Origin of the sequence: Pseudomonas laurentiana (assembly GCF_014648275.1) — a bacterium.
In the GTDB taxonomy this organism is placed as follows: Bacteria; Pseudomonadota; Gammaproteobacteria; order Pseudomonadales; family Pseudomonadaceae; genus Aquipseudomonas; species Aquipseudomonas laurentiana.
Window position 1 is genome coordinate 12,043 of the sequence record NZ_BMQU01000015.1, and the last position, 16,947, is coordinate 28,989.

12 protein-coding genes are annotated in these 16,947 nt (G+C 55.1%); 9 read left to right on the forward strand and 3 right to left on the reverse strand.

All coding sequences use genetic code 11. The features are described 5' to 3' along the window. The first annotated feature begins 407 nt into the window (after window positions 1-407). From IE038_RS16095 to IE038_RS16115, 5 genes are all read left to right on the forward strand, one after another. Entirely contained in the window at window positions 408-1,829 is a 1,422-nt protein-coding gene (locus tag IE038_RS16095) for an amino acid permease (RefSeq protein WP_189395918.1), read from the forward strand. Window positions 1,830-2,569: 740 nt separating this feature from the next. Then, a complete protein-coding gene (locus tag IE038_RS16100) occupies window positions 2,570-3,127 on the forward strand; it encodes a polysaccharide biosynthesis/export family protein (protein WP_163938019.1) in 558 nt (185 codons plus the stop codon). 26 nt (window positions 3,128-3,153) lie between these two features. Further along, window positions 3,154-4,272, forward strand: coding sequence for a hypothetical protein (locus IE038_RS16105; RefSeq protein WP_189395919.1), 1,119 nt, complete (start codon window positions 3,154-3,156; stop codon window positions 4,270-4,272). Between the two features lie 20 nt (window positions 4,273-4,292). Next, window positions 4,293-5,852: a GumC family protein gene (locus IE038_RS16110; protein WP_189395920.1), complete on the forward strand. Its 1,560-nt coding sequence runs from the start codon at window positions 4,293-4,295 to the stop codon at window positions 5,850-5,852. Between the two features lie 11 nt (window positions 5,853-5,863). Further along, the gene (locus tag IE038_RS16115) at window positions 5,864-6,670 is read left to right on the forward strand and encodes a CpsD/CapB family tyrosine-protein kinase (RefSeq protein WP_163934170.1); all 807 of its coding nucleotides are present in this window, start codon (window positions 5,864-5,866) and stop codon (window positions 6,668-6,670) included. A 37-nt stretch (window positions 6,671-6,707) separates the two neighbouring features. Here IE038_RS16115 and galE read toward each other — a convergent pair whose 3' ends face one another. The 3 genes from galE to IE038_RS16130 form a co-directional block, all read right to left on the reverse strand. After that, complete coding sequence (gene galE / locus IE038_RS16120; protein ID WP_163934173.1) at window positions 6,708-7,670, reverse strand: UDP-glucose 4-epimerase GalE; 963 nt, start codon at window positions 7,668-7,670, stop codon at window positions 6,708-6,710. Window positions 7,671-7,750: 80 nt separating this feature from the next. Continuing rightward, window positions 7,751-10,435: a glycoside hydrolase family 5 protein gene (locus IE038_RS16125; RefSeq protein ID WP_438810780.1), complete on the reverse strand. Its 2,685-nt coding sequence runs from the start codon at window positions 10,433-10,435 to the stop codon at window positions 7,751-7,753. Then, entirely contained in the window at window positions 10,435-11,961 is a 1,527-nt protein-coding gene (locus tag IE038_RS16130; protein WP_189395922.1) for an O-antigen ligase family protein, read from the reverse strand. The genes IE038_RS16125 and IE038_RS16130 overlap by 1 nt, the downstream gene beginning before the upstream one ends. 568 nt (window positions 11,962-12,529) lie before the next feature. Between IE038_RS16130 and IE038_RS16135 the strand changes: the two genes are divergently transcribed. The 4 genes from IE038_RS16135 to IE038_RS16150 all read left to right on the forward strand — a co-directional run bounded on the left by IE038_RS16135 (window position 12,530) and on the right by IE038_RS16150 (window position 16,899). After that, complete coding sequence (locus tag IE038_RS16135; RefSeq protein ID WP_189395923.1) at window positions 12,530-13,996, forward strand: FAD-dependent oxidoreductase; 1,467 nt, start codon at window positions 12,530-12,532, stop codon at window positions 13,994-13,996. Window positions 13,997-14,376: 380 nt separating this feature from the next. Next, window positions 14,377-15,333 (forward strand): glycosyltransferase family 2 protein, encoded by a 957-nt coding sequence (locus IE038_RS16140; protein ID WP_163938043.1) that lies wholly within the window; start codon window positions 14,377-14,379, stop codon window positions 15,331-15,333. A gap of 8 nt (window positions 15,334-15,341) precedes the next feature. Next, complete coding sequence (locus IE038_RS16145; protein WP_163938032.1) at window positions 15,342-15,896, forward strand: serine O-acetyltransferase; 555 nt, start codon at window positions 15,342-15,344, stop codon at window positions 15,894-15,896. Between the two features lie 31 nt (window positions 15,897-15,927). Beyond that, window positions 15,928-16,899: a glycosyltransferase family 2 protein gene (locus IE038_RS16150; protein ID WP_189395924.1), complete on the forward strand. Its 972-nt coding sequence runs from the start codon at window positions 15,928-15,930 to the stop codon at window positions 16,897-16,899. The last annotated feature ends 48 nt before the right edge of the window (window positions 16,900-16,947 follow it).

Here is a 16,947-nt window from a genome sequence, read left to right on the forward strand (position 1 = left end):
AGTGTGCTGCATCGGCGACCTGTACAGTGCAGTGACGATTTGTGCGCGCTGTGCATGGCTCTTGGCGTCAGACATTTTTACATTAGGTGTCAGTTATCGCCAGACCAAAGCCGTTGAAGCTTCATGAACAATCACAATCTACCCGATGCTTTTCCGACGGAGTGTGCTCCGTTCACGTCTTTTCCGCTGATGTCGTCGCCTGTTGGCGTCGTTCATCCGTCCCTTGCACCACACCTCAGGCCCAACGGACGAGCCTGAGCACGATAGCAACCCTGCCCAACGTGGCCGTTTGCCGGCTCGGGCACACCATCGTGCACACAATCAGACAGCTGATGCAGAGGTGAACGCGACGTTCGTCGTGCTTTCACGAGTTTCCTTAGATAAAAAGAACACGAGGTAGACTACTGATGGACGCAACATCCACATCCACTTCCACAGCGAAGGTGGAGCATGAGAGCAAGCTCAGTGCTTCGCTCAAATCGCGCCACCTGACCATGATGTCGATCGCCGGGGTCATCGGCGGCGCATTGTTCGTCGGCTCTGGCAGTGTGATCCACAGCGCTGGCCCGGCCGCCGTACTTGCCTATCTGGCCGGTGGCATCCTGGTGGTGCTGATCATGCGCATGCTTGGCGAAATGGCCACCTCTTCGCCTGACACTGGCTCGTTTTCCACCTATGCCGAACGCGCCATTGGCCGTTGGGCCGGCTTTACCATCGGTTGGTTGTATTGGTGGTTCTGGGTCATCCTGATGGCGTGGGAAGCCTATGTCGCGGGCAAGATCCTGCATGGCTGGTTCCCCTCGGTCAGCGTCAACGTATTCACCTTGATCGCTACCCTGACGCTGATTTGCATCAACTTCTTCAACGTCAAGCACTACGGTGAGTTTGAGTTCTGGTTCGCCCTGATAAAGGTGGTGGCCATTGTCTGCTTCCTTGTGGTCTGTGGCATGGCCGTGCTCAATTTGTGGCCGACCGGTGAAGTGCATGGCATCAGTAACCTGACAGCGGTAGAAGGCTTCATGCCCAACGGCATTGAGTCGGTTGTGGTGGCCATGCTTGGGGTGATGTTCGCCTTCCTTGGCGCCGAAATCGTGACCATCGCTGCGGCCGAGTCAAAAAACCCTTCCGAGCAGATCGTCAAGGCGACCAACTCGGTGGTTTGGCGCGTATGCCTGTTCTACATCGGCTCGATCTTCCTGATCGTAGCTCTGGTACCGTGGAACGACCCACTGTTGGGGCAGTCGGGCTATGGTTCCTACCGTCGTACGCTCGAACTGTTGGGTATCCCAGGCGCTGAGATGGTGATGAACTTCGTGGTTCTGACCTCGGTGAGCAGTTGCATGATTTCGGCGCACTACACGGCCTCGCGCATGCTGTTCTCCCTGTCCGCCCGTGGTGATGCGCCAGCGATCTTCAAGATGACCCGTGCCGGCAGCGGTGTACCGGTCTTCTCGATTCTCGGTTCGTGCTCGGTGGCTGTGTTTGTTGCCTTGATCAACTTCAGCGACACCCTGCGACCCAAGGATGTGCTGGACGTGTTGATGAACACCACAGGCATGATCGCCATGCTGGTTTACCTGGTGATTGCATTCTCGCAACTGAAAATGCGTCGCAAACTGGAAGCTGAAGGCAAGCCGATTCGTCTGAAAATGTGGCTGTTCCCTTGGCTGACCTACCTGGTGATTGCGTTCATCATCGCTTGCCTTGTGACCATGGCTTTCGTCGATGAGTATCAGGTACTGGTGATTTCCACTGGCATCGCGTCCATTATCGTGGCGCTGATGGGTGTGTTCGTGCACCAGCGCGCACTGAAGAACAAGGCCGCCTGAGGCCACCTCCCTTCCTGGGCGACTCCCGTTCGCCCAGACCCGCACCTGGCGTCCTGCCAGGTGCAGTGTGCAACCGGTGCCGGTTAGTTGTTCCAGGCACCGGTTGACGCCAACCCGGTAGGGTCAGGCGAATCAAAGCCCTGCGCACCTCGGATTTGCAATGACGTTATTTTGACGAAATTGCCTGTGACCTATAGAGACTTATTATGGTACCGAGCCATTGACGTAGTGGCGATGTGCTCATAAGCTCAGTTCATGCGCCAATGATTCCAACGTACGATAAAAATAATGATTCTCCTTGCGGCGGGGGGCGGATATGCGCGCGACACTTTTCATTATATTTATTTTTTTATTGGTTATCTTGGGGGGTGCAGTCGGTACGGCTGGCGCTTACATTAATCATGCAAGTGCCGTCCCGATTCATACTGTCGCATGGCTGTTTTTTTCTGCGCTGATTGGTTTTATTGTTGTTGCCAGTCGGCGAAAGCTATAGCAGGTTTTTGGGGGATGTCCGGTCGTGTAATGGCAATTGATTTTTAAGGATCAATGGTTTTTACAACATCCGGTAAACAGAGCGAGCCAGGGTGAGGGTGTTTGGCAATTGTTCAACTGGTTTTTGTTGTTGGTTGAATTGCCTCAGTTGATTGTGGCATAGCCAGATCCGGCGCCAATGAAAACGGGACGGTCCGTCTTGTTTTCAGCAAGGCTCTTTGAATGGCCACTTGGCCAGAGGGGTCCCTATGTTGCGTTTGTTGTTTTCTGTGCTTTGGGTACTGGTCGTCTGGTCGGGTGCCAGCAGTGCCGATGAAAGAAACGTGGATTACCGTCTAAGCCCTGGTGATGTGATTTTGGTTTCTGTCTGGCAGGAAGAAAATCTACGTCAGGAGGTTCATGTGCTTCCCGACGGCAGCATTACCTTTCCCTTGGCTGGACGAATCGAAGTTGCGGGGCTTGATACCACCACTGTCGAGCAGAGAATCTCTGCAAAACTAGAAAAATTCCTTCCTGATCCGAACGTAAGCGTCGTCGTCACGAGCATTGCAGGCAACCTTGTGTACGTGCAGGGTAAGGTGCTCAAGCCCGGCCCAGTGCTGATGGCCGGCCCGACGGCAGTGCTGCAGGCGTTGAGCATGTCGGGCGGGCTCGACAAGTTCGCGGATGAGGATGCCATCAAAGTCATTCGACGCAAGGGGAGTACGCAAGAGATACTGCCCGTCCGCTACAGAGATTTGACTTCTGGGCGTGACCTGTCTACCAATTTCCAACTTCAGGCTGGCGATACGCTGGTTGTACCCTAACCTTGTAAGATTTTTAAGGCTTATTTGTGTCTATGTTGCGAGCAACAGGAGTTGCGACGGTAATCATGGCCTTGCCGTACCCAGGTATGGCCCATGCGTCCAATTGGCAAACAGCGGTAGCGTTACCCATGACCGTCGAGCATGACAGCAACCCACGACTCGATACGAGCGGTGTGAAGGCGGTGACGCGTACGATCATTGCGCCCGATTACAACCTCGTGGGGACGTATGGCCGTGATCAGTTCAAGTTTGGTCTTGGCGTCAGTGTGGAGCACTCGTCTGACACGTCCGTAATCAAGGATCGCGAAGACCCGAATCTGCAGTTGGGCTGGCAGCGCGAAACCGAAAAGGGCAGTTATGGGCTGGCGGCCAGGTATGTCGAGAGTTCGACGCTTTCCAGTGTGGTTGAGAAAACCGGCGTGGTGGTCGCAACCGATGGCACTCAAAAGCTCTATTCGTTGGCAGGGAACTGGAGTTCGGCCCTCAGCGAAAGGAGCACCCTGTCTAACGAAACCGGGTACACAAGTGTCCATTACGACATTAATTCGCTGATCAACTATAACGAACTTTCCAACCGCTTGGTCTGGCGTTACGCCTGGAGTGAGCGCGCGGAGCCTTTCCTGCGGTTTGACGTAACACGTTATGAGCCGGAAAAAGGATTTGCCGTTGCGTCTTCAAATAGCTACACCCCCACGGCCGGCGTGAAGTATCAGTTTTCAGAGCGGCTTGAGGGCACCGTGCATGCGGGGGTCAATCAAGTCTCCGGTACGAATGGCGGCTCTAGTGGGCAAGGTGGTGTTGAGGTTCGTTACCGGGGAGCGCGCGTCGATTCAAGCCTTGATGTCAGTCGCAGTAGCGTCGCCAGCGGGCAGGGCGGTTTTGCCGAGATCGACCAAGTGCAGGGTAGATGGAGTTATGCCGTTGACGAGATCAGCCGACTCGGCGTTGATGCGTCATGGCAAGACAGTAAAGGGCAAACACCTAATACCTTGCGCAAGTACGATGCCTGGTTTAGTCGAGAACTCTCGCCTTTTTGGATTGTGCGCCTATCCTTGATGTACAAAGAACGCCAGCAAGATGGATTACCCGATGCCAGTGGCGAAGTGTTTGGTTTAACCCTGGCCTATAGTCATCCCGATTTCTGAATTTCAGCGGTGTGGTGATTATGAAATCTGAATACGAGCTGTCACTCAATGACTACATCGCCATAATCAAGGATCGGGCCTTGCTGTTAGGTCTGAGTTTCGCGGTAATACTCGGGGTGAGCGTGGCGGTTGCCGTCGCGATCCCCCCGGTCTATCAGTCAGCGGGCACCATTCTTGTCGAGTCTCAGCAGATCTCGCCAGATTTGATCGCCGCGAACAATAGTACCTTCGCAGACGAGCGCATCGAAGTTATTCGCCAGCGCGTGATGACCCGTGAGCATCTGATGCGGATCATCGAAAAGTACAACCTGTTTGCCAGCAAAGGCAGGCCTCTGAAAGACTCCGACAGGATCGATCAGATGCGCAATGCCATTGCGGTTTCCACGGTCAGTACCTCCGTCAAGGGGCGTGGAGAAGTGACGATCGCTTTCCGGGTGTCCTTTGACCATAAGGAACCCGAAGTTGCCAATGAAGTTGCCAATGAGCTGGTCACGTTGTTTCTGGATGAAAATATCAGGCAGCGCACCGAGCGTGCGAGCGAAACAACAGAGTTCCTGACGCAGGAGGCGAACAAGCTAAGGGTCGAGTTGGAGGCGTTGGAGAACCAGTTGGCGGACTTCAAGCAAGCCCATGCCAACGCCTTGCCCGAGCATCAGGAATTGCGCATGAACATGTTGTCGCGCGCGGAGCTTGAGCTCAAGGAGGTTGATCGCGACTACAAGTCTGCTCAAGAGGAGTTGCGCTATCTGGAGCTCGAGCGCTCGGCCGCGAGTGCAGGGCTACTTGTCCAGCCTGGTACTGCGGCGGCGGCTGAAAAACCGCAAGACCTGGGTAGCCTCAAGGCAGAGTACGCCAGGTTGCTGGCACGTTACAAGGAAGCCCACCCGGACGTGCGAGCCGTCAAACGCAAGATTGATGCGCTCGAGGCCTCTGAAGGTGGTGGACGTGCAGTCGTGCCGGTAAGTCTGGATGTTGCCAGGGTTCAGGCTCGGATGGCCGCAGCGCAAGTGCGTATTAATTCGCTGGCTGAGCAAAAACGTGAACTACTCAAGAAAATGGATGCCTACGAGGCGGAAATTCTTGAAACGCCGCAAGTCGAGCGGGGCCTGGTCACACTGATGCGTGATCATGACAACGCGCGCAAGAAATATGAGGAAATTCGCACCAAGGAAATGAGTGCAAAAATTTCCGAAAGCCTGGAGCAGGAAAACAAGGCTGAGCGCTTTGTGCTGCTGGAACCTCCGCAGATGCCTGAACAACCGGTCAAGCCGAACCGTAAGAAAATTGTGGCGCTAGGCTTTGTTCTGGCTCCGGCAGGCGCTGGTGTATTGGTGATGTTCCTTGAAATGTTGAATCAGCGTATTCGCGGGGTCGAGGCGCTGGCTAGCGTGCTGGGCAAGCGCGTATTGGTTGCCATCCCCTACATTACGACTCAGGCAGATCTGGCTCGGCGCAGGAAGTGGCGAACCCTTCTGATCGTTACTGGCGTCTTGCTCATCACCCTCATGTTGGTGCTCCTGCACGTCTTCTACATGCCGTTAGACCTCCTGATAATTAAAGCTATGGCTCGGTTTGAATAGGGAAAACAGCAATGGATAGAATGACGCCGGCTATTGATAAAAACACACAGCAGGGTTCGTCCAATTCCGCAGGAGCATCGCAAGTCATGATCTCGACTGAGCAGCCTGCAGTGCTGGGTCAGTTCAATTATGTACAAACCAGGGTCGTACCGTTGCGTACAGAGCACCTTGAGCGTAACCGCATTGTTGCGTACAACAAAAACTCAAACATGAGTGCGGCCTTCGATTTGCTGCGTACGCAGGTTTTGAAGGTCATGGATGAAAATGGTTGGCGCACGCTGGCTATTACATCGCCGACGCCGGGATCCGGTAAGACGGTGCTGGCAATCAACTTGGCAATGAGTGTGGCGCACCATACTACCAAGGCGGCATTACTGGTGGATTTCGACCTGCGTCGCCCCAGGGTTGGGGCCTATCTGGATTTGCCGATGGAAAAATCGCTCAATGAGTTGCTTGCCAACAAAGCCGAGCTGAGGGACGTGTTGGTCAACCCGACGCTGCCACGCTTTGTCGTCCTGCCGACGCGTGAGCCGATTGCGCTCTCGACGGAGGTGCTGTCTTCTCCAGTGGTGAGCAATCTCATTACGGACCTGCGCGATCGCTATGACTCACGCATCAATATTTTCGACTTGCCGCCGTTGTTGAGCTCCGATGATGCGATCACTGTCTTGCCCAAGTTCGACTGCGTACTACTCGTGGTGGCTAACGGCGTGAACAGCAAGAAAGAGATCGAAGAGAGTATGTATCATCTGGCAACTGCCAATCTGATCGGTACGGTGTTGAATAAGGCAGAGCCACAGCCCCGTTCTTACTATTAGGGTGTCATCATCCGGTGGAGGGTGACACCGTTCATTTTCAGCACCAAGGGTATTTCTGTTCCCAGCTCCAGGCGTGCGCCACTATCTGTTCGAGTGAAGTAAACTGCGGTTGCCAGCCGAGTAACGCCTTGACCTTGCGCGCATCAGCTACAAGGCGTGGCGGATCCCCGGCACGCCGAGGTGCTTCACTCGTCACGATTTCCCGGCCCGTCACGCGGCGTGCGGTATCAATCACTTGTTGTACTGAAAACCCTTGGCCGTTACCGAGGTTGAAGGCGGTGCTTGCACCACCGTCCAGTAGATAGTCCACGGCCAATGAGTGCGCTGCAACAAGATCGACGACATGGATATAGTCACGAATGCAGGTGCCATCGGGCGTATCGTAGTCACGGCCATATACGGTAATGTTTGTACGGCGCCCGGCGGCTGCCTGCAGGATCAGTGGAAGCAGGTGGGTTTCCGGTTCATGGCGCTCGCCCAACTGTCCATCAGGGTCTGCGCCTGCGGCGTTGAAGTAGCGCAGGCAGACCGACTTCAACCCGTATGCACGGTCAAAATCTTCAAGTATCTGCTCCACCATCCACTTGCTGCGTCCGTAAGGGTTGATCGGAGCCTTGGAGTGTTCTTCGTCGATCGGGGTATACAGCGGTTCGCCATAGACGGCTGCGCTTGAGGAAAATACAAGGTGCTTGACGCCTGCCCGAACCATGGCTTGTAACAGTGTCAGGGTTGCCGCCAAGTTGTTTTGATAATACTTGGCAGGCTCGGTAACAGACTCGCCCACCTGAATGAACGAGGCGAAGTGGAACACGGCATCGAAGTGGTGTTTGGCAAACAGGGTGTCCAGCGCTTGCGCGTCGGCGATATCCAGCTCAACCAACTTCGTGCAATGTCCAGTGGACAGATTGTCCGCCACTTCCACTTCGTGACCTGCACTCAGCAACTTTTTCACCATGTGCGAGCCAATATAGCCGGCACCGCCAACAACCAAAAACTTCATCCAATTCTCCTGGAATCTGTTGCTGTATAAGCGTAGGTTGGAGCGTTTGTGCGATTGTCCGTAAAAAGGTCTATTGGTTATCAGCCCGCCGGAGCGCCTGATGTTGTGGTAGGGATTGGCTTGGCGTCCTGTAAAACTGTAGTTTGCGAAGTGTCTTTTTTCAAGAACAGCCAATTGGACATTTGCCGCCCATCGAACCGGATGATGTATTGCCCATTCAAGTAGGTCGCTGGCAGCGCCTTCATTTGCAATAGCGTGCTGTGGGTGAAAAGTTTCAAGCCTTGCGGTGCCTTGATCGTTAGTGTGCCCTCAAGGGGCTCAATATAATAAGGCGGCTTATTGTCCTCTTTCGGGATGGCCCGGGTGCCCAACGAAATCAGCACGTCCTGCGATTGGCCCAATGGCATGCCGTCCAGACTCTGTACCACCACACTGGCATTGGCAGTTTTGACTTGAACCTGAATGTCACCAAGGTTGATCGACTTGCCACCGATCCAGCCGGTTGCGGCCTGTGTGCGTGGTGTATTGATGGTATAGATACCGTGTTGCCAATCGCGCGTGAGTTCGCCGGTGTCGGTTGTCGATGCGTTAGCGTTGGCGTCCAGCAGCGACTGGTCGGGGTCATGCAATACCTGCACGTTGCTTGAAAGCCTGCTGTGTTGCAGCCAAGGTAATTCCGGTGTTTGTGGCATGGCAATTTGTATTCTGCCTTTCTCCATGGCGGTACGCAGGAGAACGGAATTGCTTGGCGAGATGGATTGATTGAAAAGACTGTTCGGGGTTGGCGCAAAGACATAATTCGTCTTGGCCGGGTGAACGTCTCCACGACGATACAGCAAGGCGGCGGCGGGGAGGGTGGCCAGCATCGCCGGGTCGTTGTAGGCGTGCCAGTTGCCAACCGTCATCCATCCGCCAGACAGCCCTTCCTGGCTGTAGGCATACTGCATCAGCGCATCCCAACCCTGATGGCTTGCGGTACCTGCCATATAGAGGGGCAGCGAGTGGCGGTCGGGTGTCGGGAAGGGTTCAGCATTCCACTCGGTGACAGTCAGGGGCTTGCCGACGACCTGGCCCGCGGCTATCCAATTGACCATGTTGTCACTGGTCAATGGGTTTTTCTCAAGCTGTCCAACACCCCCGTAGCTATGGGCATCAATCAGGTCGCCGGCAGTAAGGGCCGGTAGGGCGCTCAGACCATTGCCGCCCCAGGTGCTGCTTGTGGCAATGGGAACCTTCACCCCTACCTCACGCAGGTGTTGAATCATGTCCGCGTAGAAGTGTCGTTCCAGGTCGTTGAGAAACAGCTTCGCGGGACCATGCTCCCAGGCGCGCCAGGTTTTCTCTTCAGGTAGATTGTGCTGCTGGGCAAAAGCCTTGGCCCTGGCCATGTAGACCTGACTGTGTTTTGGAACTTGCTTGTCTGGCAGCAGGGCGTTGCCAAAGTGCTGGGTGATATCGTTCTCGTTAGTGATCAGTACCGCGGCGATAGCCGGGTCATCTTTATAGGCAAGGCCGGTATAGGTGTTCACGTGGGTCAAATAGGCATCGGCAAAGCGTTTCATTGCCTGCGAAATGGTAATGTTTACATAGGCATAGCCCTTGAGATCGGCGTTGTTATTGTTATCTTTCGGCAGTTCCTCGAAACCATAGATATTGTCGTGCGCTGTCAGCGCTCGTTGAACATGCAAGTCGAGCCATACATAAATGCCTTCGTTTTTCAGGCACGTGATCCACCAGTCTATTTTCTTCAGTGACTCCGGGCTTAGTTGCTGAGTGTCACGGGTGAGGGTACGGTCGCCAAAAATATTCGGGCTTACCCATGGGGAGTCATGATGGTGCAGTCGCACAATATTGAAGCCGAGCGCTGACAAGCGTTTTGCCTGTTGCTTGACCTCGTTGTCTGGGGTCTTGAATAGCGAGTAGGCCGATAGGTTCGTGCCCCAGAAGCGCGCCGGAGTATTGTCCGCGAATAGCAACTGCTCGCCGGACACTTTCAGGAAGCCATGCCTGCCTGCCGGTTTTTCTTGAGCATTCAGGAAGGACAGATCGACCGGAGGCGTTCTCCAGTCGATGTGATCGCTTGGCCAGCGCGTTGGCTCCGCCAGTCCGAAACGCTCGGTAGTGGTCTGACCGAGGACTACATCACCAGACACGCTCAGAACGGCCTTGATGTCCTGACGGCCAGGGCTGATGGTGTCCTTGTAGAAAAATGCACGTACCTCGGCGCTGTCGCCCCTCTCGAAATACACGCTCGCCAGTGGTGGTTCGAAGCGCATCTCGATGTGCCGACCTTGCGCGTTCCGCCCCCAGGACCAACCGCGATTCTCAGGTAGTAAAACCGGTTCGCCCATGTCTCCCGCGAAGAGGGCAGGATTGAACTTGAAGACAATGCCACCACCCATCACCCCCGACTTCATTCGGTGTGCATCCAGGGCGAAGTTCCAGGTCAGCGTCGTTGCTTGCGCCTTCTTGATCCCGGCGTTCAAATCAAAATCCAGGGCTTTGTTGGTGCCAGCAAGGACGTAATTGCCCGGTGCGTTGACCTTGAACGAAGTCGTCAAATCCGCCCAGGTCCAGTTCTCCCCAAAAAAAGCGAAAGAAGAGGTCAGCCCAGGGCCTCCACCGCGAGTCAAGCTTGGCAGGCCGTTGCGTTCGTCCACGCTGACGACCCAATCCGACGCCCACGTGGTAAACGGCAAGATGAGCAGGCTCAATAGAACCGAGACCCGCATAAATGGGCGGTGGGAGCGAGTGGTCATTGGCATTACCGGAGTTGAAGGCTCGCATTTGAAGCGGCTGCTGTCTGGGTGTGCCTGAGCCTGCTCACCATCTGGGCATAAGCCACGCCCAGTCCTGCCACCGACCAATACACCACGGGAATCACCGTGATGCTGCTGACAGTAAAGATGATGACCAGTATTCCGGCCAATGTCGCCAACAGCGCACGCCCGAGTCGTCGTTCTTCATCATCCTTGTCGGGAAACGAGCGCATCGATTTGCGAATACTGAGCAGAACTGTGCCAAAAAAAGCCACGAAGAGCGCCAATCCTATCAGGCCGACCTTAAGTGCCAGGCTGATATAGGTATTAACGATGTCAATGATGCCTTGCCCCTGAACCAGTGCTTGCATCTCAGGGGTGCTGCGGTAATCGAATGACCCTAGCAAGGGGTTACGCTGTATGACAATCAATGAGTTGTCGATCAAGCGTTCCCGGTACGTGATGTTCTCTTTTTCCAGCGTGCCAATGAAAGGAAGCAGATCGAGCACTTTTTCCCCGGCAGGCAAAACAGCCAGCATGGGGAGTGCGAGCGCTCCCGCGAGAGCAAGCAGCATGAGTCTTTTGATGGCCCCTCGGCCAGTGGCGATGAATACGGTAATGATGACGGCTGCGCCGACCCAGGGGCCGCGCGACAGCGGCGCAAACAACCCGGCGGCCAGCAGAAGGGCACTGAGAAATCGCTGCAATCGGCTGCGCGCGTAGACATGCAGAAACAGGAAAAAGCCGATGGCTACGCTGACAACGTAGCCCAGTACAATGGCTTGGCCGGTTGTGGCGCTGGCGCGCAATGAACCACCTCGGCTCAAGTAGCCGGACATTTCCCACTGCATGCCCAAGGCATCGATCAGTGCGTCATACAGTAACCAATGACGGGTGTACTCGAAGGCGGCAATCAGCGACAGCACCATGGCGGCAAGCAAGTAGCACAACAGGGCATCCTTGAAGTCGCTTAGCCTCTTGATGGCACGGCTGGCGACGTAGTAGGGCAAGAAAACTTCGATGAACAGGTAGAACGTTTGACGCAACGTATCGGTGACCGTTGTTTCACGCAGGTACAGCAGGCTGGTCAGCGCAATGCTGGCCGCTAGCAGCCTGTCTGGCCAGGTACGTCCAAATGGCAGTGTGTCCGCTTGTCTTATCAGCGTGAAAAAAGCTGGAAGCAACACACATAGCGCCAGCAGGCGAATGTGGTCGAGATCAAAGAGATAATTGATCAGGCCGAATCCGGGTATCTGGGCTGAAGCCGGTGGGATGAGAAAAAGCAGAAGGAAGAACAGTCCCACGGGGTTGCGATCACGTTGCCCTGCGACGGTCAAAGCGATTGCCGCAATGCCCGCATACACCCAGAAGTTTTGCGAGACAAAGGCCAGCAACGTCAAGGCAAACCACAGGTTGCGGCGACGGGTGAAGTCGCGGTAGGGGATCAGATCTGTTGCAGAGCGACGTGCAAGGGTAAACACGATGCCGGCAACAGCCAGAATGACGATCAACGCGCGAAAGTGCTCAGGCATGGGCTTTTTGTACTTCTTCCTTGGTGAGCGACGACTAGCGACATGGCGAATTGAGATTATAGTAAAGCTCAAGCCATCGACTTAGGGATTGATGTAGGGCTTTGATTGAGGTGCCGCGATCCGTGAGCCTTCGCAGGCGAGCGATATGGGCATGGGCAGGGAGCTCGGGCTCGTTGGTGGTATCCCTGGCAATACGCTTGGGCGGGAACCTCGTAATGGCACCTCTGCGGGTGCCGAAAATGTTGGGCGTCATGGCGATAGCCACCACTGCTTCAGTGCCATGGAATGGATATCCAGGTGATGGCTAAGGCGCAAAGGCACTGTGTTTATGCATCGCCAGGATTCTAGAGTCACTCAATGGTGTGGGTCTTGGGGCCATGAAAAAACATGACTGGAGTGTTCCTACGCTAAATCGCAGAGGTTTTCTCTGGGGGTGTGTTGTGCTGGGCCTGGGGGGCGCGATGTTCGGGAGCGCCAAGGCCGTTGCCCGGCAATCTGCTGATGAGTCCGAATTTGTTGTCATTAATGGCTGGGTGTTGCCAGCCCATCATTTTCGGAAACCATAAGCATGATCAAAGACTACCAATATCAGAAAGAGCTTCGCGACTCGTACGATTTCTGCATCATTGGTGGTGGGCCGGCCGGTATTACGTTGGCATTGCGTTTGGCGGGATCTGGATGGAGCGTGGTGCTTGTCGAGGGCGGAGGGCACGAGTATTCGCAGCGTTCGCAAGCGCTCTATACCTGTCCATCCTCAGCACTGGACGCATACGCCCACGAAACGCGCCTGCGCTTTCTGGGCGGTACCTCCAACCACTGGGCAGGACGTTGCCGCCCCTTTGAGCCTTCCGACTTCGCTGTTCCCCCAGTCGGCAATTTGCCGGGTTGGCCTATCGCCTTTTCCGAAGTCGAGCGGTATTTGGCAGGTGCCATGGCCATTGTGGACCTCCCGGCGGGGTCGGGTTTCACGCCTATCAATGGGGCCCTGAACGGTGGCGAGTTTGACGCTGATCGCTTCCTGCTCAGTCCTCCGACGCGATTTGCCCAAAAGTATGCAGAGGACCTTCGCGAGAGCGATGGCCTCGACCTCTTCATAAACTGCAACTGCGTCGATCTTGAGTTTGCCCCCACATCCGGTCGCATTGCGGCGGTGGTGGTTTCTGATTACGACAGAAACCGAGAACGGCTAAGGGCAAAAAATTTCATTCTGGCGACGGGTGCGATCGAGAATGCCAGGCAACTGCTTAACAGTGAGTCTTTAGTGGCTCACGGTATCGTGAGCAGGGATGGTTTCGTTGGGCGTTGCTTCATGGAGCATCTGAATGTTGATATGGGGACCTTCATTTTGCAGGAGGGGCAGCGTACAGAGCCCAGTCAGTATTTCACGACGGAGGCGTTTACCTCGGCGTATCAATCAGGGAAAGGCAACATAACGACCACGGTGCTATCGGAAGTAAGAACTTACGGTATGACGGCCAGGGTCAAGGGTTTTTTCGAAAATCTCATGTGCGAAATTGGCGCTGCGCACAAGATTGATTACATTGCAAAGTTCAACTGCCCAGGGGATGGCGTCATTAGTACCTTGATTGAGCAGTTTCCAAGCGTGAACAGCCGAATTTCGCTGCTCAACGAGCGAGATGAGCTAGGCGTTGCTAAAGTCAGTATTCATTGGGAGCTGAGCCCGGCAGACCGGCATACGATTAAATCCATAGGTCTCGAAATGGCAAAACGATTTGCTGAAACAGGGCTTGGATTCGTAAAGTTGAATGATTACGTGTATGACACCTCCGTGCCGCTGAACATGACACCCCACGCCCATCATATGGGAACTACGCGGATGGCTGCGACACCCGAACAGGGTGTTGTCGACACAAATTGCAGAGTCTTTGGGACCGACAATTTATATATTGCAGGTAGCAGTATTTTTTCCACTGGCGGCGCCTGCAATCCCACGATGCCGCTCTTGCAGTTTGCGTTGAGGCTTGCGGATCATCTGAATGAAAAAATGAGGTCGTTGGCGAGCAGCTATTCTTGAGTGGGGGATGCTGCTCGTTCGCGTGGCGGTAACCGTGCCGTTGAGGGGTGTTGTTAGTTTCGTTTTAGGGAGCAAGACCAAAAGATCAAGCGCCTATCCGGCGCGGGTGAAGTTTCAAATCTTTGGATTCTGGAGGCGGGCAGGATGATCGGGTGGATAAGGCGTGTTCTAACTTACGTTGCCCTGTCGACGGGGCGTGCCCGCCCGATCTATGCGCGGCCTTGCAATCCTCACAGACGAGCGTGGGCGGATTATCTGGCTCGTCGTGCGGCGCATCCGTGGATGGACCTCGTCAGGCCGCGCAGCGGTGCATATGGTCCCCGACGGGAGTCGAGTTGTTCAATAATAGGGACGCAGCACTTTTCTTGGGGGGGATGCTAATGGCCAGTAAGCTCCTTGATGTATTGATTGTTAACTTTAATACGGCCTCATTGCTGCAGCCTATGTTTGACGCGTTGCGCCGATCCGACCGTGCGCATGACGTTAACTATTTAGTCGTGGATAACGCCTCTGCCGATAACTCACTGGCGTGCCTGGCTACGGTTTGCCCTGAGGCGTTTCTCGTGGCCAACGAGCACAATGTCGGCTTTGGTCGGGCTAACAATCAGCTGGTTGAGCACTTGCAGGGAAAGTACGCGCTACTCCTGAATACCGATGCGTTCGTGGCTGCTGATACCCTGGGCAAGACCATCGATTACATGGAGGCCCATCCTGATTGCGGTGTGCTCGGTGTTCGGTTGGTGGGTCGAGAGGGTGATCTGCAACCCAGTTGTCGCTTTTTCCCTACCCCGTTGAATGTCTTCGTCGCACGTACAGGACTCGGACGCTTTTTCCCCGGGCTTAAAATGATCGACGAAATGGACTGGGATCATGCCTCGGTGCGCGAGTGTGACTGGCTGCCTGGGTGCTATTACTTGATCCGCCGTGAAGTCATCGATCAGGTTGGCTTGTTTGACCCGCGCTACTTTCTCTATTACGAGGAAGTCGACCAGTGTAAGCGCGTCAAGCAGGCTGGCTGGAAGGTCGTTTATTATCCACACACCACAGTCGTGCATATTGGTGGCGAAAGTTCAAAGTCGGTTGCCGAACTGGATAAAGCCAGCCGACAGATATCCAATCTGCAGATCGAAAGCGAATTGCTGTATTTCCGTAAGCATCATGGGTTGCCTGGGTTAGCCTTGCATATGCTATTGGTGAGTCTCGGCGATCTTGTTCTGGCACTCAAGGCGCTCTTGAAACGGCGTGGCTGGGCTGCCATCAGGGCGTGTTGGCAGCATAGTCGTGTTACCTGGAGGCTGCTGCTCGATACCAAGTTCGCTAGCCAACCCACACGGTAGGTGAATCCATGTTCGACAATATACGTGCGGACTTGCGTGCCCATTCGGGTGACTGGGCTGCTCAGGGATTTTGGGTGTTGCTGGTCTACCGTTTTGGGCGGTGGCGTTATGGGGTGCGCCCTGCGGTGCTGCGCAAGTTTTTTTCCATCGTGTACAAGTTTCTCTTCAAGTGCGTTCAGATCATCACCGGGGTAGAGCTGCCCTGTGAAGTGGTAATAGGCCGTAACTTCGTCATCGACCACTTCGGCGGCATCGTGATCAGCGGATATGCCCGATTTGGTGATGATTGCCGCGTCCGCAATGGCGTGGTTATCGGCTTGAAAAATATCAATGAACCGATTGCTCCGGTGCTTGGAAACAATGTTGATATCGGTGCGGGTGCCAAAGTGTTGGGCAACATTCGCATTGGCAACAATGTCGTGATTGGCGCCAATGCCGTGGTACTGACAGATGTGCCGGATGACTCGATAGCCGTCGGGGTGCCCGCGACGATCAAGAAGAGGCAGTGCCCGGTGAAAGAGCGTGCGCAAGAGCCTGTCGATGAGCGAGTGACAGGACCATGAGTGATCTTTTGGGCTTTGCAGAGTGAACGCCATGGCTATTGGCGTCGTCGTCATCGGCAGAAACGAAGGCTTGCGGCTCGAGCGCTGTCTGACTTCGTTGGTTGGCACTGCGGACAAGATTGTCTATGTCGACTCCGGCTCGACGGATGGCTCGGTGCAGATGGCATTGAAGCTTGGCATTGAGGTGGTGGCGCTGGATATGGCGCTTCCCTTCACTGCGGCGCGTGCCCGCAATGAAGGCTTTTCCTGCTTGCAGCGTGTATTGCCTGCGATGCGTTATGTGCAGTTCGTCGACGGTGACTGTGAAGTGGTCACTGGCTGGCTCTCCCGGGCGCAAGCGTTTCTTGATGCGCATCCAGAGGTCGCTGTGGTGTGTGGTCGGCGCCGAGAACGCTTTCCTGAAAACTCTGTTTACAACTTGCTGTGTGACCTTGAATGGGACACGCCACTAGGTGAAACCAAGGCATGTGGTGGCGACGCGCTCATGCGTGCTGAAGCGTTTGCCTCGGTATCCGGGTTTCGCCCGGATCTGATTGCCGGAGAAGAACCCGAGTTGTGCGTGCGTCTGCGTGCAGCCGGGTCGAAGGTCTGGCGCCTGGACGAGGAAATGACGTTGCACGATGCGGCCATGACGCGCTTCAGTCAGTGGTGGCAGCGCAGCCTGCGCGCCGGATATGCCTTTGCCGAGGGGGCATTTCTGCACGGGGCCGCACCGGAGCAACATTGGCGGCGCGAGTCGAACCGCGCCTGGATCTGGGGCCTGGGTCTGCCGTTGGCTACTGTTTTTGCGAGTGTGGTGCTGGGCGGGTTCGGTCTGCTGTTGCTACTGGCTTATCCGCTACAGGTCGTGCGTCTGGCACGCCGGGGTGACAGGTCGGCGCGAGAAAACTGGCTACGGGCGCTCTTCCTGGTGCTGGGAAAGTTTCCCGAAATGTGTGGGCAAATAAAGTTTCTATTGAACAGAGTTGGCGCCGGCAAGACGGTGTTGATCGAATACAAGTGAGACGCCCATGACGTTTTGGGTAACTGTACTACTGTGGGTGGAGATGGG